Below are 17,748 nucleotides of genomic sequence, written 5' to 3'. Positions count from 1 at the left end.
GTCTCTCGACGAACTGACGGTCGTTCTCCAGAGCCTCTATCGACAGTAGTGTTGGCATCACATTGCCTCTATCAACGCTAGGGCCTCGTCATCCTGCGCTCTATCGAACGACACTGCAACAAATCCTTTCCAGGCGAACGTGTCTCTCTGATGAGAGAACAAGCTATACCAATACATGACCTGCTCCAGCATCCGATCAAGAGGGGCGTCTTCGATCAAAAGAGCATACGTGTCCAGCGAAAAGCGTTCCTTGTTTAGTTTCTGATCTGCGATCTCAGAAGACCAAAACTGAAAACCTGGGCCCTGCCACAGAGCGAAACTATCCAGATATTTCTGCGGGGCATGCAGCATTGTGAAAACATCAATGTCTTTCGGCGCGCGACCACGGGTAACTTCAACATTCTCGACAAAACTTCCGTCGAAGAACTGATAGCCGCGTTCATAGCCGTCCGTCGCTATTAAGGCACGATAGGCGATAAGGTTCCTGAGAAGCGATTTTCGTTCAATCGATGTGGCGAATGCTTGAACGAACTCTGGCATAGTGGCGTGATAGGGCGACCTATCTGCTGTGGTTGGATCATTGCCAATCGTCGGCGGGAGCATGCCTTGCGCATTGAATGTCGGTATTGGCAATCGATCCCCCTATGTCGATACAACCATATTGCGTATTTCAGTAAATAAAATGCTTACTTAAGCTTGCGTGTGGCTGCTGTTTCAAGCCAAAAATCGAGAAAACGCTCAAAAAACCCGCAATGTCGTCCAACTTCAAGCCCCATGCAGCAATGTCGCGAGAGCTTAAGTAACAGGCGTCTAGGAACGCCACTGGAACGTGTAGGGACGCGAGCCAGCAGATAAATAGACTAATAGATTGTTTTGACTGGGGTTGAATGGTGATCTCGACGCGATTCGAACGCGTGACCCCCAGATTAGGAATCTGGTGCTCTATCCTGCTGAGCTACGAGACCACTTGCGTTGATCCATACAAAAGCGCGGGCAGGAAGCCAAGCCTTTTTGCGTTGCAGTGACAATCTGGTTTCATCGTTTCCCGCGCTCCGGCAAGGTGCGCGGGAAATGGGGTACGGAGGCCTCAGGCGTTGAGGCGCTGTTCGGCGAGCCGCACCCAGTAGGAAATGCCGTGGGCGATGGCTTCGTCGTTGAAGTCGTAGGCCGGGTTGTGCAGGCCGGCCGTGTCGCCGTTGCCGACGAAGATGAAGGCGCCGGGGCGGGCGAGCAGCATGTAGGAGAAGTCCTCGCCGCCCATCATCGGGTCGATATCCGGAATGACGTTGCCAGCGCCGGCGATTTCCTCGGCGACGGCGATCGCGTGATCGGTCTCGTCGGCATGGTTGAAGGTGACCGGGTAGTTCCGCTGGAATTCGATCTCGGCTTCCGCGCCGTGGCTGGCGGCGATGCCGGAGACGATCTGCTTGAAGCGCTGTTCCGCCAGATCGCGCATTTCGGGATCGAGCGTGCGCACCGTACCGGCGAAGCTCGCATCGTTGGGGATGACGTTGTGCGCGTTGCCGGCATTGAACTTGGTGACGGAGACGACGACCGATTTCAGCGGATTGGCGCTGCGCGAGGCGACGAGCTGCAGGTTGGAGATGATCTGCGCGCCGATGGCGATCGGGTCGATCGTCTTGTGCGGCATGGCGGCATGGCCGCCGAGCCCCTTGATGGAGACGGTGAATTCGTCCGTCGCCGCCATGATCGGGCCCTTGCGGATGGCGAAATGGCCGACGGGCAGGCCGGGCATATTGTGCATGCCATAGACCTCGGCGATCTGGAAGCGCTCCATCATGCCGTCCTTGACCATGGCGTCGCCGCCGGCGCCGCCCTCTTCGGCCGGCTGGAAGATGACGGCGATGTTGCCGTTGAAGTTACGGTTCTCGGCGAGATATTTCGCGGCGCCCAAAAGCATGGCCGTGTGGCCGTCATGGCCGCAGGCATGCATCTTGCCGGGCGTTTCGGAAGCATAGGGCTTGCCGGTGATCTCGGTCAGCGGCAGGGCGTCCATGTCGGCGCGCAGGCCGACCGTGCGACCTTCGCCCTTGCCGCGGATCAGGCCGACGACGCCGGTGCGGCCGATGCCGGTCACCACCTCGTCGACGCCGAAGGAGCGCAATTTCTCGGCCACGAAGGCGGCGGTATTCTCAACCGCATAGAGAAGTTCGGGATGCGCATGGATATGGCGGCGCCACTCGGTCACTTCGCCCTGGAGTTCTGCGGCTCTGTTCAAGATCGGCATGCTGATGTTCCTGCTGCTCAATATCGGTTCTGGTTCAACTCACGGATCCGTCGCACGGCTTCGGCCAGCTCAATGCGGCCTTTGCGGCGTGCCGTCGGGAAATAAAGTCGTCAATCGCCTTTGCCTTCTCCTAGCCATATAGGTTAAATAGACGAAGCTTTCGAGAAAATTCCGGACTTCTGAAGGATAGATCGTGCCGACGAAGCAGAATCGTTTGTATGCCGCCCTGCGGCTCGTTCCTATGGCCGCAGCAGCATCCATGCTTTTCCTGTCGACCGCGCAGACGGCCGGAGCCAATCCGCATATTCTCGTCGATGTCAGCACCGGGCGCGTGCTCGACCAGCAGGAGGCGTTTCGCCGCTGGTATCCCGCCTCGCTGACCAAGCTGATGACGACCTATGTGACGTTCCGGGCCATCCAGTCCGGCCAGATCACGCTCGACACGCCCGTCGTGATGTCGAAGCTTGCATCGGCCCAGCCGCCGGCGAAGATGTACTTCAAGCCGGGCCAGAAGATGACGCTCGACAACGCGCTCAAGATGATGCTGGTCAAATCGGCAAACGATCTCGCCATGGCCGTCGGCGAAACCGTCGGCGGTTCGCAACAGAGCTTCGTGGCGCGGATGAATGCGGAAGCCGCCCGTCTCGGCATGCGCGATTCGCATTTCATCAATCCGAACGGCTTGCCCGGCAAGGGGCAGTATACGACCGCGCGCGATCTCGCCATTCTGAGCGTGGCACTCCGCCGCGAATTTCCGCAATATGCCGGCTACTTCTCGCTGGAAGGCTTCACCAACGGCGTGAAGCAGGTGCCGAACATCAACATGCTCATCGGCCGCTTCGACGGCGCCGACGGCATGAAGACCGGCTTCATCTGCGCGGCCGGCTTCAATCAGATCGCCTCGGCAACCCGTAACGGCCGCACGCTGATCTCGGTCGTCCTCGGGACCGACAGCCTCGCGGCGCGCGCCGACGATTCCGCCAATTTCCTGGAAAAGGGCTTCCAGAACCAGCTTTCCGGCCGCGACACGCTGGCGACCCTTCGCCCCGATGCGCCGATCACGAGCGATGTCGCCGATGTGACCGCCGACATCTGCAGCGCCAAGGGCGCGCAGGCGCGCAGCGAGACCCGCGATCCCTTCGGCCGCACCAAGGTGCAGTCGCCCTATATTCATGAAATGGATCACGAACCGAATTTCGTCTATGCCGGCCTGATCGGCGGCCAGGATATCGCGACTGCCGCCAAGGGCGACAAGGACGATGCCGCGGCCAAGGGCGACAAGGCGATCAAGGGCGACAAGATCGCCGTGTCCGGCGGCGCCTCCAATGTGCCGATCCCGATGCCGCGTCCCACTTTCTGATATCGGATCTTACCCATGAGCGTTTCGCAGCAAAGAGTTCCGGTTGCCATCCTGACCGGCTTTCTCGGGGCGGGAAAATCGACCCTGCTCAACCGCATCCTCAAGGACGAGGCCATGCGCGAGGCGGCCGTCATCATCAACGAGTTCGGCGATGTCGGCATAGACCATCTGCTGGTGGAAAGCTCCGGCGATTCCATCATCGAGCTTTCCGATGGCTGCCTGTGCTGCACGGTGCGCGGCGAACTGGTGGATACGCTGGCGAACCTGATGGACGCCATGCAGACCGGCCGTATCCGGCCGCTGAAGCGCGTCGTCATCGAAACGACCGGCCTTGCCGATCCCGCGCCCGTCATGCAGTCGATCATGGGCAATCCGATCATCGCCAGCAATTTCGACCTGGATGGCGTCGTCACGGTGGTCGACGCGGTCAACGGCCTGCAGACGCTCGACAATCATGAAGAGGCGCGCAAGCAGGTGGCGGTTGCCGACCGGCTGATCGTGTCCAAGACCGGGATTGCCGGCGCCGCGCCCGAGGGCCTGCTCGAAAGCCGGCTGAGGGCGCTCAATCCGCGTGCGCAGATCCTGAATGCCGACAGCGACGAGGCCGGACACGCCGCCATTCTCATCAACGGTCTCTATGACCCGGCGTCGAAGATCGCCGATGTCGGCCGCTGGCTGCGGGACGAGCTGGAGGCCGACGATCACCACCATCACCATGACGACCACGATCATCACCATCATGGCGATCACGGGCACCATCATCATCACGGACACCACCACGGCCACCGGCACCAGCATGCCCATGACGTGAACCGTCATGACGGATCGATCCGATCGTTCTCGATCGTGGAAACCCAGCCGATCGATCCGATGGCGCTGGAAATGTTCATCGATCTGCTGCGTTCGGCCCATGGCGAAAAGCTGCTGCGCATGAAGGCGATCGTTGCCGTGTCCGACCGGCCCGAGCGCCCCGTCGTGCTGCATGGCGTGCAGAACATCTTCCATCCGCCGGTGCGGCTGCCGGCCTGGCCCGATCCCGAGGACCGGCGCACGCGCATGGTGATCATCACCAAGGATCTGACGGAGGATTTCGTAAAGGGCCTGTTCGACGCCTTCCTCAGCAAGCCGCGCGTCGATACGCCGGATCGTGCGGCGCTGCAGGACAATCCGCTCGCCGTGCCGGGAATGAGGTTTTAGGGGCTTGGGGATGCCTGGCCATCGGGCGATGAGCGTTGCCGGAGAAATGCTGTCATTTTCTCGTGGTCTTTCAATTCGCCGTAGGCCGCCTTGTCCGTTTTGAAGAAACGAATGATCGGCGGCTTTTCGTGAAGCTGGCCGGCGGGCATGGATTATCCTCTCTCCTTGGGGAGAGGGCATGGTGAGGGGGCTCACGCCGAGCGCGGACTATTTTGCCCTTCAAAGAATTTCAATTTGCCGCGCCTCACCCTCATCCGCCCTTCGGACACCTTCTCCCCGAGGGGAGAAGGCGGAATGCGGGCTTTCTTATCCCTTGCGGATCACGAAGCGATGGCCGTTTTCCGTCTTCTCGCTGGCGAGAAGCGTATGGCCTTTTTCATTGCAGAGATGCGGGATGTCGATGACGGCAAGCGGGTCGGTCGTCTCGACCGCCAAGGTCGCGCCGCTCGTCATGCCGCGCAGGCGCTTTTCGGTCTTGATCGCCGGATAGGGGCACTTCAGCCCGCGCAGATCGTAGATCTCGGTATCTGCGTTATTCACTCTTGGCCCAGAACTTCCAGAAAGGCGGCTTCTTGGCTTCGGTCTGTGCTGTCTCGACAGCCGGGCTCGGCGCATAGGCGAGCGGATTGAGGCCCGGATTCATCGGATTTGCCATCGGGATCGGCACATTTGCCGGAATGTTGGCGGCGACGACAGGGCCGGCGGGCTGCTGTCCAGCCATTGCCGGAGTTTCCGCTGCCGGATTGGCAGCCGCAGGGGTCGCCGTTGCCAGGCGAATGCTTGCCGTCGACGGATTGGTGCTCGGGCTGAGCACCGTACCGCCGCGCGCGATCTGCTGTGCCGACTGGTTGGACATCATCGCCTCGAGATCGGCGACCTTCATCATCTTGCCGGCGGCAAGAGCGGTGCCGGTCGGCGCATAGGCAAGATCGTGGCCCTTGCGCTGCTTGGCGACGACCGCCTTGCGCTCGGCTTCGGTCGGGTCGTACCACGCCATGTCGTCGTACTTCTTCATGGCGACGGCATAATCGGCCTGGTATTGTTTGTCATAGGTCGAAAGCGCCACCTGCAGGGCGGGCGGCGTGGTCATCACCGGGCATTTGCCGCCGGCGTTGAACGGCCCGCTGGCCTGCTGGTTGAAGACGTATTTCTTCTCGCAGACCTCGACCTCGGGCGGTCGCTTGGTGACTTCGAAATTGTCGTAGCCGACCTTCAGCATCTTCCAGAAGTCGATGTTGGGGCTGAGGCGGTGCTTCCACATGTTTTCCGCAGTCATGCGGAAGGGAAAAGCCTCGAGCTGGATGGCCTTCTGGCCGCCCTTGAAGGCGTCGCGGGCGAAGGCGTAGATTTCCAGCACCTGCTGGTCGGTCATCGAATAGCAGCCGGACGAGGAGCAGGCGCCATGGATCATCAGATTGGCGCCGGAGCGGCCGTTGGCGGCGTCGTAGCGGTTCGGGAAACCGGTGTTGATGGCGAGATAATATTTCGAATTCGGGTTCAGGTTGGCCGGCGTCAGCATGTAGAAGCCTTCCGGTGCCTGCCGGTCGCCTTCCTTGACCTTCGGGCCGAGACGGCCGGACCAGGCGCAGATCTTGTAATCCGCGATGACTTCGAAGCGGTTGCTCTGGTTCGCCTTCAGGATCTCCATCGCACCTTCTTCCTTGAAGATGCGGATCATGATCGGCGAATTGCGGTCCATGCCTTTCTGGGCCATGTCCGCCAGGATATGGCTCGGAAGCGGCTGCTCGACCTTGTTCTTGACCGTCGACAGGTCGACCGACGCTGTATCCAGCGCGTCGTTGCAGCCGGCGAGGGTCAGCGCCATCAAAGAGACGTAGGCAAGGTGACGGATGCGCATTCTGACTTGGCCCATAAATGCGAAGAGTGGCAGCTCGATCTGTTTCGCCACTCCCCTCGAAGCATGAAACGGAATCATAGACGGTTTATACTTGAAAATTCCTTACCAGCCTATGACGTGCCCGCGGCGCGTCGGCAAGCTTTTCTTTCCCATAAAAGCTTCGATAACGGAAATGTGGCCAAGGTTTGGCCTCATTCCCGTTTTTCGCGATCACATTTTTTGAATGCGCCTCTGAGGAGCAGCTATCCGGCCGAAGCCGGACTGCGGCCGTATCGTCTCAGTTTTCACCGCAGTCGCAAGGTGCGAGGCGGCCTGCCCGGCCGACGGATACCCTAGAGATTGCGGCCCATGGAAAGGAATTTCTGGCGCCGGTCGTTGCGCAGCTGTTCGCCCGAACGGCTGGAAAGCTCGCCGAGCGCGTTGGCAATCGTGTCGCCGGCCGAAGCGATGACCGTCGCGGGATCGCGATGCGCGCCGCCCAGGGGCTCGGGGATGATGCCGTCGATGATGCCGAGGCCCTTCAGGTCTTCGGCCGTTATCTTCATGTTGGTCGCGGCTTCCTTGGCGCGAGTGGAATCGCGCCACAGGATCGAGGCCGCACCTTCGGGCGAAATCACGCTGTAGATCGAATGTTCGAGCATGTAGACGCGGTTGCCGACGGCAATCGCGATAGCGCCGCCGGAACCGCCTTCACCGATGACGATGGAGACGATCGGCACTTTCACGCCGAGACACATTTCGGTGGAGCGAGCGATCGCCTCCGCCTGACCGCGTTCTTCCGCACCCACGCCCGGATAGGCGCCGGCCGTGTCGACCAGCGTGATGACCGGCAGCTGGAAGCGATCGGCCATTTCGAGGATGCGGATCGCCTTGCGATATCCTTCCGGCCGGGCGCTGCCGAAATTGTGCTTCAGGCGGCTCTTGGTGTCGTTGCCCTTTTCCTGGCCGATGAGGGCGACGGGCTGGCCGCGGAAGCGGGCAAAGCCGGCCTGGATGGCGGCATCCTCGGAAAATGTGCGGTCGCCGGCGAGCGGCGTGAATTCGGTGAACAGCGTACTGGCATAGTCGACGAAATGCGGGCGCTGCGGATGGCGCGCGACCTGCGTCTTCTGCCAGGCATTGAGCTTGGAATAGATATCGACGGTCGCCTCGCGCACGCGGACTTCAAGCCGGCTGACTTCGTCCGATGTGTCGATGCTTTCGTCTTCGCTCGCCAGTTTCTTGAGCTCGTGAATCTTGCCTTCGAGATCCGAGATGGGTTTTTCGAAGTCCAGATAATTGTGCATGAGGTGCGTTTCCGATCCTTTTGCCCGTGACGAGAGACGGCGGCTTTAGCCTGTATGCCGGTCCTAATCCTGTTTTTTTGCCTGTTTGGCAAGGGGGTGATGCGTCTGGACCAGCTGATGAAGGCGTTCTTCCAGTACATGTGTGTAGATTTGCGTGGTCGAAATGTCCGAATGGCCGAGAAGTTCCTGCACCACGCGCAAGTCCGCCCCGTTGGCGAGAAGATGGCTGGCGAAGGCATGGCGCATCACATGCGGCGAGATCATCGAAGGCGTCAGGCCGGCCCGGATCGCAAGATCCTTGAGGTCGCGCGCGAAGACCTGGCGCGGCAGGTAGCCCTGTTTGGACGCGGCGGGGAAAAGCCATGGGCTTTCGGGGGCGGGATGCCTGGCACTTGCAGCAGCCTCGGCCTGCAGCCGTCCGTAGGCTTTCAGGGCTGAAATGGCCGATTGCGATAGCGGCACCAGCCGTTCCTTGTTTCCCTTGCCGCGGATAATCAGGAAACGCCCTTCCTGATCCAGCACCTTTGCCGGCAACGAAACGAGCTCGCTGACACGCATGCCCGTGGCGTAGAGCATTTCCAGAAGCACCAGCATGCGCTGGCGCTGCAATCGATCCGGCCCTTCGGGCGTGGCCTCCTGCTCGGCCTGGGTCAGGAGCCTCGTCACTTCCTCGACGCCCATGGTCTTTGGAAGGGCACGGCCTTTCTTGGGCGCGTCGAGGATTCCGGTGGGATCGTCCGTGCGCAGGCCTTCGGCATAGAGGAACTTGTAGAACTGCCGCATGGCGGAAAGCCGCCGCGCCTGGGACGATGGCTTAAAGCCCTGGCTCGACAGGCTGGAAAGATAGGCGCCAAGATCGTTCGGTCCCGCTTCGGTCAGGCGGACGCCGCGCCCGGACAGAAAGGAATGGAGATCGTCGAGATCGCGCTCGTAGGATTGCAGCGTGTTGACCGCCGCGCCGCGCTCGGCGCTCATCATCTCCAGAAAGGCTTCCAGATGCGCTCGGCTCAGATCCCTCGCGGCGGCTTTTACGGTCGTGGCTTGTGCGCTCATGGTTTCAGCGAGCCGGTTGTTGGCGGATTGATGCGTTCGGGCGGAATGCGGATCGTCACGTCGCGCGGCTGCGGATCGACGAAGAGGACGAGCGCCCACATCGCTCCATATATCGATCCGGCGATGACCGCGCAGATGACAAGGAAGCGAAACAGTGTCGGCATTCGAAAACTCTCCTTCTCTCGTCCGTTGGCCCGGCGATGCGCTACAATTATGTTCTTCAAGGGTTAGCTGAAGGATATTGCAGACATGTTTACGCCGCGGCGTCTTGACGCTACCGGCGCATTTGACGATACCGTTTCCAAAGAAATTGTGAATGGGCCGATGAGTGAACACGTTCTGACTCTTGCCGAAAGCCTGAAAGACCGGGCGCGTGACGCGCTGGGTCAGCGCAATCTCGTTCTGGTCGGGCTGATGGGTGCGGGAAAATCTTCGATCGGCCGGCTTCTCGCTCAGCAGCTCGGCATTCCCTTCGTCGATACGGATGTCGAGATCGAGCGCGTCTCGCGCATGACGATCACCGAATTGTTCGCCGCCTATGGCGAGCAGGAGTTCCGGGCGCTGGAAACGCGCGTTATCAAGCGGCTGCTGCGCGGCGGCCCGCGCGTGGTCTCGACGGGCGGCGGCGCCTTCATCAACGACAGCACGCGCATGCATGTCAAGCGCGGCAGCCTTTCCGTCTGGCTCAAGGCCGATCTCGACGTGCTCTGGGACCGGGTCAACAAGCGCGACACGCGTCCGCTGCTCAAGACCGAGAATCCGAAGCAGACCCTCGAGAACCTGATGAATGCGCGCTATCCGATCTATGCGGAAGCCGATCTCACGGTCCTCTCCCGCGATGTGGGCAAGGAGGTCATGGTCAAGGAAGTCCTTGCCGCCATCGCCGAGGGAAATACAGCAGAAAGCAAAGCACCATGAATGCGATCACACCGGCCACCGCGGAACGTCTCGTGCGCGTGCCTCTCGGCGAGCGCGCCTACGACATCCTGATCGGCCCCGGCCTGATCGCCCGCGCAGGGCGCGAGATCGCCGCGCGGCTGAAGGGGCGAAGGGCTGCCGTCATCACGGATGAAAACGTCGGCCCGCTTTATCTCGGCGCCCTGGTCGCGAGCCTTGAAGCCGAGGGTATCCAGGCATCCAGCCTCGTGCTGCCGGCCGGCGAGAAGACCAAGAGCTTCGAGCATCTCATGACCGTCTGCGATGCGGTGCTGACCGCGCGCGTGGAGCGCAACGACGCGGTGATCGCGCTCGGCGGCGGCGTCATCGGCGATCTCGCCGGCTTTGCCGCCGGGATCGTGCGCCGCGGCGTTCGTTTCGTCCAGGTTCCGACATCGCTGCTGGCGCAGGTGGATTCGTCGGTCGGCGGCAAGACCGGCATCAACACCCATCACGGCAAGAACCTGGTCGGCGTCTTCCATCAGCCGGATCTCGTGCTCGCCGATATCGATGTGCTGAATACGCTCAGCGAGCGGGAGTTCCGCGCCGGTTACGCCGAAGTCGCCAAATACGGCCTGATCGACAAGCCGGATTTTTTCGCCTGGCTCGAGGCCAACTGGAGGCAAGTCTTTGCCGGCGGCGCGGCGCGCATCGAGGCGATCGCGGCAAGCTGCCAGGCAAAATCCGATGTGGTCGTTGCCGATGAGCGTGAAAACGGGCCGCGGGCGCTCCTCAATCTCGGCCACACCTTCGGCCACGCGCTGGAAGCGGCCACCGCTTACGACAGCCGCAGGCTGGTGCATGGCGAAGGCGTGGCTATCGGCATGGTGCTGGCGCATGAATTCTCGGCGCGCCTCAATCTCGCAAGCCCGGATGATGCGAAGCGCGTCGAGGCGCATCTGAAAGCCGTGGGCCTGCCGACGCGAATGGGCGACATCCCCGGCGATCTGCCGCCGGCCGAGACGCTGATGGACGCCATTGCCCAGGACAAGAAGGTCAAGAGCGGCAAGCTCACCTTCATCCTCACGCACGGTATCGGCCAGTCCTTCGTCGCGGACGATGTGCCGTCTTCCGAAGTCTTGAGCTTCCTGAAGGAAAAGCATCCCTGATGACGGTCGAGGGCACGCTGGCTGTATTGTTCGAATATTGGCCCGAGATCGCCTCGATCGTCGTGCTCGTGCTGCTGTCGGCATTCTTCTCCGGTTCGGAAACGGCGCTGACCGCGGTTTCCCGAACCCGAATTCACACGCTTGAGGCCAATGGCGACGAAAATGCCGGGGTCGTGCGCCGGCTGATCGAGCGCCGGGACAGGCTGATCGGCACCTTGCTCATCGGCAACAACCTCGCGAACATCCTTGCCTCTTCGCTTGCGACCAGCGTGTTCCTCGGCCTGTTCGGCAATTCCGGCGTGGTGGTGGCGACGGCTGCGATGACGGTCATCCTCGTCATCTTCGCCGAAGTGCTGCCGAAAAGCTGGGCGATTTCGACGCCGGATCGCTTTGCGCTCAACGTGGCTGCGCCGGTGCGGCTGTTTGTCGCCATCGTCGGGCCGGTATCGAGCTTCGTCAACGCCATCGTCCGCTGGATCCTCGGCCTGTTCGGCATCAACCTCTCCAAGGAGGTGTCGATGCTGTCGGCGCACGAGGAGCTTCGCGGCGCCGTGGACCTGCTTCACCGCGAGGGATCGGTGGTCAAGGCCGACCGCGACCGTCTGGGCGGCGTGCTCGACCTCGGCGAGCTGGAGCTGTCCGACATCATGGTTCATCGCACGGCGATGCGCGCCATCAATGCCGACGATCCGCCCGAAGTGGTGGTGCGCGCCATCCTCGACAGCCCCTATACGCGCATGCCGCTCTGGCGCGGCTCGATCGACAACATCATCGGCGTCGTCCATGCCAAGGATCTGCTGAGAGCGCTGGCGGAGCCCGATGTCGAGCCGGAAAATCTCGATATCGTCAAGATCGCGCAGAAACCATGGTTCGTGCCCGACAGCACCAATCTGGAAGACCAACTCAATGCCTTCCTGCGCCGCAAGCAGCATTTTGCCGTCGTCGTCGACGAATATGGCGAAGTGCAGGGTATCGTCACGCTGGAAGACATTCTGGAGGAGATCGTCGGAGACATCGCCGACGAACACGACCTCGATATCCAGGGCGTTCGGCAGGAGGCCGATGGTTCGATCGTCGTCGACGGCGTCGTACCGATTCGCGACCTCAACCGCGCGCTCGACTGGGATCTGCCCGACGAGGAGGCGACGACGATTGCCGGTCTCGTCATCCACGAATCGATGACCATCCCGGAAGAGCGTCAGGCATTCACCTTCTATGGGAAACGCTTCATCGTCATGAAGCGGGAAAAGAACCGCATCACCAAGCTGCGCATTCGCCCCGCCGAGGCGGAAGAGATCAAGCCCGAATAAGCTCCGTCTTCTGCAGGGTCACCAGCGCACCGCTTCGCCCGGCGCCGCAGGCTCCACGGCAAGCGCATGCAGGCCGGCATCCAGCTCCGGCTTCAGCAACTCGTTGATTGCCCGATGGCGCGCAAGGCGCGGCATGCCAGTAAATTTGGCGGAGACGATGCGAATTCTTATATGGGTCTCGCCGGTTCCGGTCATGTCGGGCTGATGGCCGGCATGCAGGTGGCTTTCATTGATGACGGCGAGGCGCTCGGGCGCGAAAGCCTGGTTGAGCTTCGTCTCGATGCGGGATTTAAGTGTCGTTTCCATGTTCCCGCGTCGATCTCCGTTGCGAAAAAAAGGTTCTCACAAAGCCTGCAACATTCCCATTTGTCAATTCTTGTTGTGGGCCAATCGAGGCCCCATAATTAGGCCATCATGGGACTTGATTCAAAATATTTCGATCGCATCCGTACCCGCCGCAAACGCCCGCAGGAGCCCGAGCAGGGGCCGCCGACGTGCCAATGGGACGGCTGCGACAAGCACGGTACGCATCGCGCTCCTGTCGGGCGCAATGCGGAAGGGCAGTTCTTTTTGTTCTGCTTCGAGCACGTCAAGGAATACAACAAGGGCTACAATTATTTCTCCGGCCTCTCGGACGGAGAGATTGCGCGCTACCAGAAGGAAGCCATCACCGGCCATCGTCCGACCTGGACTGTCGGTGTCAACAAGGCCGCCAAGAACAGCCCGCTCCATTCCGATGTCCGCTCCGGCGCCTATTCCCGCGTCCGCGATCCCTTCGGCTTCGTCAAGGAAGGGGAGGGACAGGGTCGGGGACCGCGTTTCCCGCAGCAGCGCAAGCTGAAAACGCTCGAAGCGAAGGCGTTCGACACCATGGGGCTTGGCGCTGCCGCCACGGCGCCCGAAATCAAGCGGCGGTACAAGGAATTGGTCAAAATGCACCATCCTGACGCCAATGGCGGCGATCGCGGCTCCGAGGAGCGCTTCCGCGCGGTCATCCAGGCCTATCAATTATTGAAACAGAACGGTTTTTGTTAATTCCTGTCCTTGCTCTCCGCCTTCAATCAGGTATGGTCCAAATCGGCTGAAGCCGCGGGCAACCGCGGCAGGGTGCGCATTTGGCTGGCTGCACCTCGGCCAACTTTCCGGACGCGGCGTTTCTTGTCCGGGACTCTGTTCAAGGATGCTCGCAAGCGATCATTTCATCGCGCCGAGATTTTGCTTTAGTCCCGGAGAAGTATCGCCGCTGTTCCGACCGAACGGATGCGGGCAACAAAGCTGCGGCGTTTCGGATAACACGGCTGAGATTGATATGGCTGGGTGAGAGCACCCGCCCTGGAGACATGATGAGCAAGATTGACCTTGATATTTCCGAAGTTCCCGACACCACCGTTTCGGTCCGTGACGTTTTCGGCATTGATTCCGACATTCGCGTTCCCGCCTACAGCCAGGGCGGCGCTTACGTACCAGACCTGGATACGGACTATCTCTTCGACCGCGAGACCACGCTCGCCATCCTCGCCGGCTTTGCGCATAACCGCCGCGTGATGATCTCGGGCTATCACGGCACCGGCAAATCCTCTCACATCGAGCAGGTGGCCGCACGCCTCAACTGGCCCTGCGTTCGTATCAACCTCGACAGCCATGTCAGCCGTATCGATCTCGTCGGCAAGGACGCGATCGTCGTCAAGGACGGCCTGCAGGTCACCGAGTTCAAGGACGGCATCCTGCCCTGGGCCTACCAGCACAATGTCGCGCTCGTCTTCGACGAATACGACGCCGGCCGCCCGGACGTGATGTTCGTCATCCAGCGCGTGCTGGAATCCTCGGGCCGCCTGACCCTGCTCGACCAGAGCCGCGTCATCCGTCCTCACCCGGCTTTCCGCCTGTTCGCGACCGCCAACACCATCGGTCTCGGCGATACCACGGGCCTCTACCACGGCACGCAGCAGATCAACCAGGCCCAGATGGACCGCTGGTCGATCGTGACGACGCTGAACTACCTGCCGCACAACAACGAAGTCGATATCGTTCTGGCGAAGGTGAAGTCCTTCCGCACCGACAAGGGCCGCGACACGGTCTCGAAGATGGTGCGCGTTGCCGACCTGACGCGCGCGGCCTTCATGAACGGCGATCTGTCGACCGTCATGAGCCCGCGTACCGTCATCACCTGGGCCGAGAATGCGGAGATCTTCGGCGATGTCGCCTTTGCTTTCCGCGTCACCTTCCTCAACAAGTGTGACGAGCTGGAGCGGCCGCTGGTCGCCGAGCACTATCAGCGCGCCTTCGGTGTCGAGCTGAAGGAAAGTGCCGCCAACATCGTGCTCGAAGCCTAAGGAAGAGCCGACACATCATGTCAGGTCGCGGAGATAATTCCAGAGCGAAGCCGGGTGCCCCGGTGGACATGGAGCCGTTGCGCCGGGCGATCACCGGCTGTGTCCGCTCGATCGCCGGCGATGCCGAGGTCGAGGTGGCCTTCGCCAACGAACGCCCGGGAATGACCGGCGAGCGCATCCGCTTGCCGGAGCTTTCGAAGCGGCCGACGATGCATGAGCTGGCGGTGACGCGCGGCCTCGGCGATTCGATGGCGCTGCGGCTGGCCTGTCACGACGCCCGTGTCCATGCCGTCATGGCGCCTCAGGGCGCCGATGCCCGCAGCATCTTCGATGCCGTCGAGCAGGCGCGCGTCGAATCGATCGGTTCGCTGCGCATGAGCGGCGTTGCCGCCAACATCAGCTCGATGAATACGGAAAAATATGCCAAGGCAAATTTCTCCGGCATCGAACGGCGTGAAGACGCGCCGATCGGTGAAGCCATGGCCATGATCGTGCGCGAGAAGCTGACCGGCCAGAAGCCGCCGGAAAGCGCCGGCAAGGTGCTGGACCTGTGGCGTCCCTTCATCGAGGAAAAGGCTGGCGGCGACCTCGACAACCTGCTTTCGACCATCAACGACCAGCAGAGCTTTGCCCGCGTCGTGCGCAATATGCTGACGGCCATGGAAATGGCCGAGGAATATGGCGACGAGCAATCCGAGCCCGATAGCGAGGAACAGCCGAGCGAAGAGGACAAGCCGAACGGCGAAGATCAGGATAACGACGAGGCCAACCAGGACGAAGGCTCCGATGCCGCTCCTGCCGAAGACAGCGAAGCCTCCGACGAGCAGATGGAGGATGGCGCGACCGAAGACGGCGGCGAGATCTCCGACGAGGATATGAGCGAGGAAGGCGAGGAGGACTCGGAAACGCCGGGCGAGACCCGCCGTCCGAATACGCCTTTCGCCGATTTCAACGAGAAGGTCGATTATCACGTCTATACGGAGGAGTTCGACGAGACCACGACGGCGCAGGAACTGTGCGACGTGGCCGAGCTCGAACGCCTGCGCGCCTTCCTCGACAAGCAGCTCGCGCATCTGCAGGGGGCGGTGGGACGACTTGCCAACCGTTTGCAACGCCGCCTGATGGCGCAGCAGAACCGCTCCTGGGACTTCGACCTGGAAGAGGGCTATCTCGATCCGGCACGCCTGCCGCGCCTGATCATCGACCCGACGCAGGCGTTGTCCTTCAAGATGGAGCGCGACACGCAGTTCCGCGATACGGTCGTGACGCTGCTGATCGACAATTCCGGCTCGATGCGCGGACGGCCGATTACGGTTGCCGCTTCCTGCGCCGATATCCTGGCGCGTACGCTGGAGCGTTGTGGCGTGAAAGTCGAAATCCTCGGCTTCACCACCAAGGCCTGGAAGGGCGGGCAGGCGCGCGAGAAGTGGCTTGCCAGCGGCAAGCCGCAAACGCCGGGCCGGCTGAACGACCTGCGTCACATCATCTACAAGTCCGCAGACGAGCCCTACAGACGGTCTCGCAGCAACCTCGGACTGATGATGCGCGAAGGCCTGCTCAAGGAGAATATCGACGGCGAGGCGCTCATCTGGGCGCACAACCGTCTCCTTGGACGCCGCGAGCAACGCCGTATCCTGATGATGATCTCGGACGGTGCTCCGGTCGATGACTCCACGCTGTCGGTCAATCCGGGCAACTATCTGGAGCGGCACCTGCGCGCCGTGATCGATCAGATCGAGACCCGCTCGCCCGTCGAACTGCTGGCCATCGGTATCGGCCATGACGTGACGCGCTACTATCGCCGCGCCGTCACCATCGTCGATGCCGACGAATTGGCCGGAGCGATGACGGAGCAGCTCGCCTCGCTTTTCGAGGATCAGACGAGCATGCCGCGCTCGCGCATGCGCCGCGCGAGCTGAGCCCGCCGCGGCTCTTTTCGGCATCGGTCCCGCGGCCGGTGCCTTCTTCGCCTGGAGGCCCGGGTCGTCGGGTCCTGCCGATTGCCGGGAACTATGCGTGCCTGCTGGCCGTGTTCGCCGGCCTGCTGACCGGCTGCAACTCCGGAAATGACGTGGATGCGGGCGGTCCGGCAGCTATCCAGGCCAGGATCATTTCCACCTTCAGACCGGGCTCCGATCAGACGCGCTTCGGTGCGCTGGAGTTTCTCGGTGGCCTGGAGCTCAGTTCGGACAATTCGCTTCTTGGCGCCATCTCCGCGGTCCGGTTTCGCCCTGACCAGCGGCATTTCATCTCCGTGCTGGATACCGGCCACTGGCTGACAGGCGCGATCGAACGTGACGACAATGGCCGGCTGAAGGGCATCAGCGATGCGCGAATCATGCCGATGATCGACCGCAACGGCAGCACCGACGCCGGCAAGGGATCGATGGATGCGGAGGGGCTGGCGCTGCGCGGCGATCATGTCCTTGTCAGCTACGAGCAATATCATCGCGTCGATGTCTATCCCGATCCCGGCTTCGAGATTTCACCGCCGGACGGCACCATGCCCCTGCCGATCCCGAGATGGCAGCTGCGCGCCAATCGCAGCCTCGAGGCGCTGATGATCGCGCCGCAATCGAGCCCGCTTGCAGGGGGCGCCGTCATCGTCGCGGAAGACAGCCTGGACGATGATGGCAATATGCTCGCCGCTGTTCTGGACGGGCCGCTACAGGGTCGCTTCACCGTTCGGCACTATGGCGGTTTCGATGTCAGCGACGGCGTTTTTCTGCCAGACGGGGACCTGCTGCTGCTGGAGCGCCGTTTCGGGCTGATGCACGGCCTTGGCGTACGTATCCGCCGAATAGCCGGCGCGGATATCAAGCCGGACGCGGTCGTGGACGGCAAGGTGATCTTCGAGGCCAGCTCCAGGGACCAGATCGACAATATGGAAGGCATAGATGTCTTCCGGGCCGGCGATGGCTCCCTTCACCTCGTCCTGGTCTCGGATGACAATCACTCGATCCTGCAGCGCAGCCTGATGCTGGAATTCAAGCTGCACGATGAGAGCGTCGTGAGCCAGAATTAGAAGCGGCAGGGGTCGATTCCGCCTGCCGCCGTT

The 17,748-nt window shown here is 61.6% G+C and carries 18 protein-coding genes and 1 tRNA gene; 9 read left to right on the top strand and 10 right to left on the bottom strand.

Annotation, left to right across the window (positions count from 1 at the left end; all coding sequences use genetic code 11):
• Window positions 1-57 precede the first annotated feature (57 nt).
• From GR212_RS13015 to GR212_RS13005, 3 genes are all read right to left on the bottom strand, one after another.
• Window positions 58-633 (bottom strand): DUF6932 family protein, encoded by a 576-nt coding sequence (locus GR212_RS13015; protein ID WP_246725751.1) that lies wholly within the window; start codon window positions 631-633, stop codon window positions 58-60.
• Window positions 634-888: 255 nt separating this feature from the next.
• A tRNA-Arg gene (locus GR212_RS13010) sits at window positions 889-965 on the bottom strand.
• A 122-nt stretch (window positions 966-1,087) separates the two neighbouring features.
• On the bottom strand, window positions 1,088-2,248 hold the full coding sequence (locus GR212_RS13005; protein ID WP_163986992.1) for a M20 aminoacylase family protein: 1,161 nt from the start codon (window positions 2,246-2,248) through the stop codon (window positions 1,088-1,090).
• 193 nt (window positions 2,249-2,441) lie between these two features.
• On the opposite strand from GR212_RS13005, the gene GR212_RS13000 reads away from it, so the two are divergent.
• Together GR212_RS13000 and GR212_RS12995 are read left to right on the top strand one after the other, a co-directional pair.
• Window positions 2,442-3,608, top strand: a complete 1,167-nt coding sequence (locus GR212_RS13000) for a D-alanyl-D-alanine carboxypeptidase family protein (RefSeq protein WP_163986991.1) — start codon at window positions 2,442-2,444, stop codon at window positions 3,606-3,608.
• 15 nt (window positions 3,609-3,623) lie between these two features.
• Window positions 3,624-4,805 carry a CobW family GTP-binding protein gene (locus GR212_RS12995; protein WP_163986990.1) on the top strand — a complete coding sequence of 394 codons (1,182 nt, stop codon included), beginning with the start codon at window positions 3,624-3,626 and terminating at the stop codon, window positions 4,803-4,805.
• Here GR212_RS12995 and GR212_RS12990 read toward each other — a convergent pair.
• The 6 genes from GR212_RS12990 to GR212_RS36815 form a co-directional block, all read right to left on the bottom strand.
• A complete protein-coding gene (locus tag GR212_RS12990) occupies window positions 4,802-4,954 on the bottom strand; it encodes a hypothetical protein (protein ID WP_163986989.1) in 153 nt (50 codons plus the stop codon). The two genes, GR212_RS12995 and GR212_RS12990, sit on opposite strands and share 4 nt — an antisense overlap.
• Before the next feature lie 157 nt (window positions 4,955-5,111).
• Window positions 5,112-5,345, bottom strand: a complete 234-nt coding sequence (locus GR212_RS12985; protein ID WP_163986988.1) for a sulfurtransferase TusA family protein — start codon at window positions 5,343-5,345, stop codon at window positions 5,112-5,114.
• Window positions 5,338-6,663, bottom strand: coding sequence for a L,D-transpeptidase family protein (locus tag GR212_RS12980; RefSeq protein ID WP_163986987.1), 1,326 nt, complete (start codon window positions 6,661-6,663; stop codon window positions 5,338-5,340). The genes GR212_RS12985 and GR212_RS12980 overlap by 8 nt, the downstream gene beginning before the upstream one ends.
• A gap of 332 nt (window positions 6,664-6,995) precedes the next feature.
• Complete coding sequence (locus GR212_RS12975; RefSeq protein WP_163986986.1) at window positions 6,996-7,949, bottom strand: acetyl-CoA carboxylase carboxyltransferase subunit alpha; 954 nt, start codon at window positions 7,947-7,949, stop codon at window positions 6,996-6,998.
• 63 nt (window positions 7,950-8,012) lie between these two features.
• Window positions 8,013-9,002, bottom strand: coding sequence for a site-specific tyrosine recombinase XerD (gene xerD, locus GR212_RS12970; RefSeq protein WP_163986985.1), 990 nt, complete (start codon window positions 9,000-9,002; stop codon window positions 8,013-8,015).
• Window positions 8,999-9,166: a hypothetical protein gene (locus GR212_RS36815; protein WP_204326564.1), complete on the bottom strand. Its 168-nt coding sequence runs from the start codon at window positions 9,164-9,166 to the stop codon at window positions 8,999-9,001. Before GR212_RS36815 ends, xerD begins: the two co-directional genes overlap by 4 nt.
• Before the next feature lie 160 nt (window positions 9,167-9,326).
• Here GR212_RS36815 and GR212_RS12965 point away from each other — a divergent pair, with 160 nt between their 5' ends.
• Genes GR212_RS12965 through GR212_RS12955 form a run of 3 tightly spaced genes read left to right on the top strand, consistent with a single transcriptional unit; the run spans window position 9,327 to window position 12,357 of the window.
• Complete coding sequence (locus GR212_RS12965; RefSeq protein WP_163986984.1) at window positions 9,327-9,920, top strand: shikimate kinase; 594 nt, start codon at window positions 9,327-9,329, stop codon at window positions 9,918-9,920.
• The gene (aroB, locus tag GR212_RS12960; protein WP_163986983.1) at window positions 9,917-11,047 is read left to right on the top strand and encodes a 3-dehydroquinate synthase; all 1,131 of its coding nucleotides are present in this window, start codon (window positions 9,917-9,919) and stop codon (window positions 11,045-11,047) included. The genes GR212_RS12965 and aroB overlap by 4 nt, the downstream gene beginning before the upstream one ends.
• On the top strand, window positions 11,047-12,357 hold the full coding sequence (locus GR212_RS12955) for an HlyC/CorC family transporter (protein ID WP_163986982.1): 1,311 nt from the start codon (window positions 11,047-11,049) through the stop codon (window positions 12,355-12,357). The genes aroB and GR212_RS12955 overlap by 1 nt, the downstream gene beginning before the upstream one ends.
• An 18-nt stretch (window positions 12,358-12,375) precedes the next feature.
• Here GR212_RS12955 and GR212_RS12950 read toward each other — a convergent pair whose 3' ends face one another.
• Window positions 12,376-12,663 carry a BolA family protein gene (locus GR212_RS12950; RefSeq protein ID WP_163986981.1) on the bottom strand — a complete coding sequence of 96 codons (288 nt, stop codon included), beginning with the start codon at window positions 12,661-12,663 and terminating at the stop codon, window positions 12,376-12,378.
• A 108-nt stretch (window positions 12,664-12,771) separates the two neighbouring features.
• On the opposite strand from GR212_RS12950, the gene GR212_RS12945 reads away from it, so the two are divergent.
• The 4 genes from GR212_RS12945 (at window position 12,772) to GR212_RS12930 (ending at window position 17,715) form a co-directional block, all read left to right on the top strand.
• The gene (locus GR212_RS12945) at window positions 12,772-13,392 is read left to right on the top strand and encodes a J domain-containing protein (RefSeq protein ID WP_163986980.1); all 621 of its coding nucleotides are present in this window, start codon (window positions 12,772-12,774) and stop codon (window positions 13,390-13,392) included.
• Window positions 13,393-13,700: 308 nt separating this feature from the next.
• The gene (cobS, locus tag GR212_RS12940) at window positions 13,701-14,690 is read left to right on the top strand and encodes a cobaltochelatase subunit CobS (protein WP_163987355.1); all 990 of its coding nucleotides are present in this window, start codon (window positions 13,701-13,703) and stop codon (window positions 14,688-14,690) included.
• Window positions 14,691-14,707: 17 nt separating this feature from the next.
• The gene (gene cobT / locus GR212_RS12935) at window positions 14,708-16,609 is read left to right on the top strand and encodes a cobaltochelatase subunit CobT (RefSeq protein ID WP_163986979.1); all 1,902 of its coding nucleotides are present in this window, start codon (window positions 14,708-14,710) and stop codon (window positions 16,607-16,609) included.
• 101 nt (window positions 16,610-16,710) lie between these two features.
• On the top strand, window positions 16,711-17,715 hold the full coding sequence (locus GR212_RS12930) for an esterase-like activity of phytase family protein (RefSeq protein WP_432444367.1): 1,005 nt from the start codon (window positions 16,711-16,713) through the stop codon (window positions 17,713-17,715).
• The last annotated feature ends 33 nt before the right edge of the window (window positions 17,716-17,748 follow it).

Source organism: Martinezella lusitana, assembly GCF_010668395.1.
In the GTDB taxonomy this organism is placed as follows: domain Bacteria; phylum Pseudomonadota; class Alphaproteobacteria; order Rhizobiales; family Rhizobiaceae; genus Rhizobium; species Rhizobium lusitanum_A.
The sequence above is the reverse complement of the archived record's forward strand: the minus strand, read 5'-3'. Positions and strand labels throughout refer to the sequence as shown.

Bases quoted from the DNA above. Each gene is read 5' to 3' on its own strand.
- cobT (WP_163986979.1), top strand. From the start codon at position 14,708: ATGTCAGGTCGCGGAGATAATTCCAGAGCGAAGCCGGGTGCCCCGGTG.
- GR212_RS12980 (WP_163986987.1), bottom strand. From the start codon at position 6,663: ATGCGCATCCGTCACCTTGCCTACGTCTCTTTGATGGCGCTGACCCTC.
- GR212_RS12950 (WP_163986981.1), bottom strand. From the start codon at position 12,663: ATGGAAACGACACTTAAATCCCGCATCGAGACGAAGCTCAACCAGGCT.
- aroB (WP_163986983.1), top strand. From the start codon at position 9,917: ATGAATGCGATCACACCGGCCACCGCGGAACGTCTCGTGCGCGTGCCT.
- cobS (WP_163987355.1), top strand. From the start codon at position 13,701: ATGAGCAAGATTGACCTTGATATTTCCGAAGTTCCCGACACCACCGTT.
- GR212_RS36815 (WP_204326564.1), bottom strand. From the start codon at position 9,166: ATGCCGACACTGTTTCGCTTCCTTGTCATCTGCGCGGTCATCGCCGGA.
- GR212_RS12990 (WP_163986989.1), bottom strand. From the start codon at position 4,954: ATGCCCGCCGGCCAGCTTCACGAAAAGCCGCCGATCATTCGTTTCTTC.
- GR212_RS12955 (WP_163986982.1), top strand. From the start codon at position 11,047: ATGACGGTCGAGGGCACGCTGGCTGTATTGTTCGAATATTGGCCCGAG.
- GR212_RS12995 (WP_163986990.1), top strand. From the start codon at position 3,624: ATGAGCGTTTCGCAGCAAAGAGTTCCGGTTGCCATCCTGACCGGCTTT.
- GR212_RS12975 (WP_163986986.1), bottom strand. From the start codon at position 7,949: ATGCACAATTATCTGGACTTCGAAAAACCCATCTCGGATCTCGAAGGC.
- GR212_RS13005 (WP_163986992.1), bottom strand. From the start codon at position 2,248: ATGCCGATCTTGAACAGAGCCGCAGAACTCCAGGGCGAAGTGACCGAG.
- xerD (WP_163986985.1), bottom strand. From the start codon at position 9,002: ATGAGCGCACAAGCCACGACCGTAAAAGCCGCCGCGAGGGATCTGAGC.
- GR212_RS12965 (WP_163986984.1), top strand. From the start codon at position 9,327: ATGAGTGAACACGTTCTGACTCTTGCCGAAAGCCTGAAAGACCGGGCG.
- GR212_RS12945 (WP_163986980.1), top strand. From the start codon at position 12,772: ATGGGACTTGATTCAAAATATTTCGATCGCATCCGTACCCGCCGCAAA.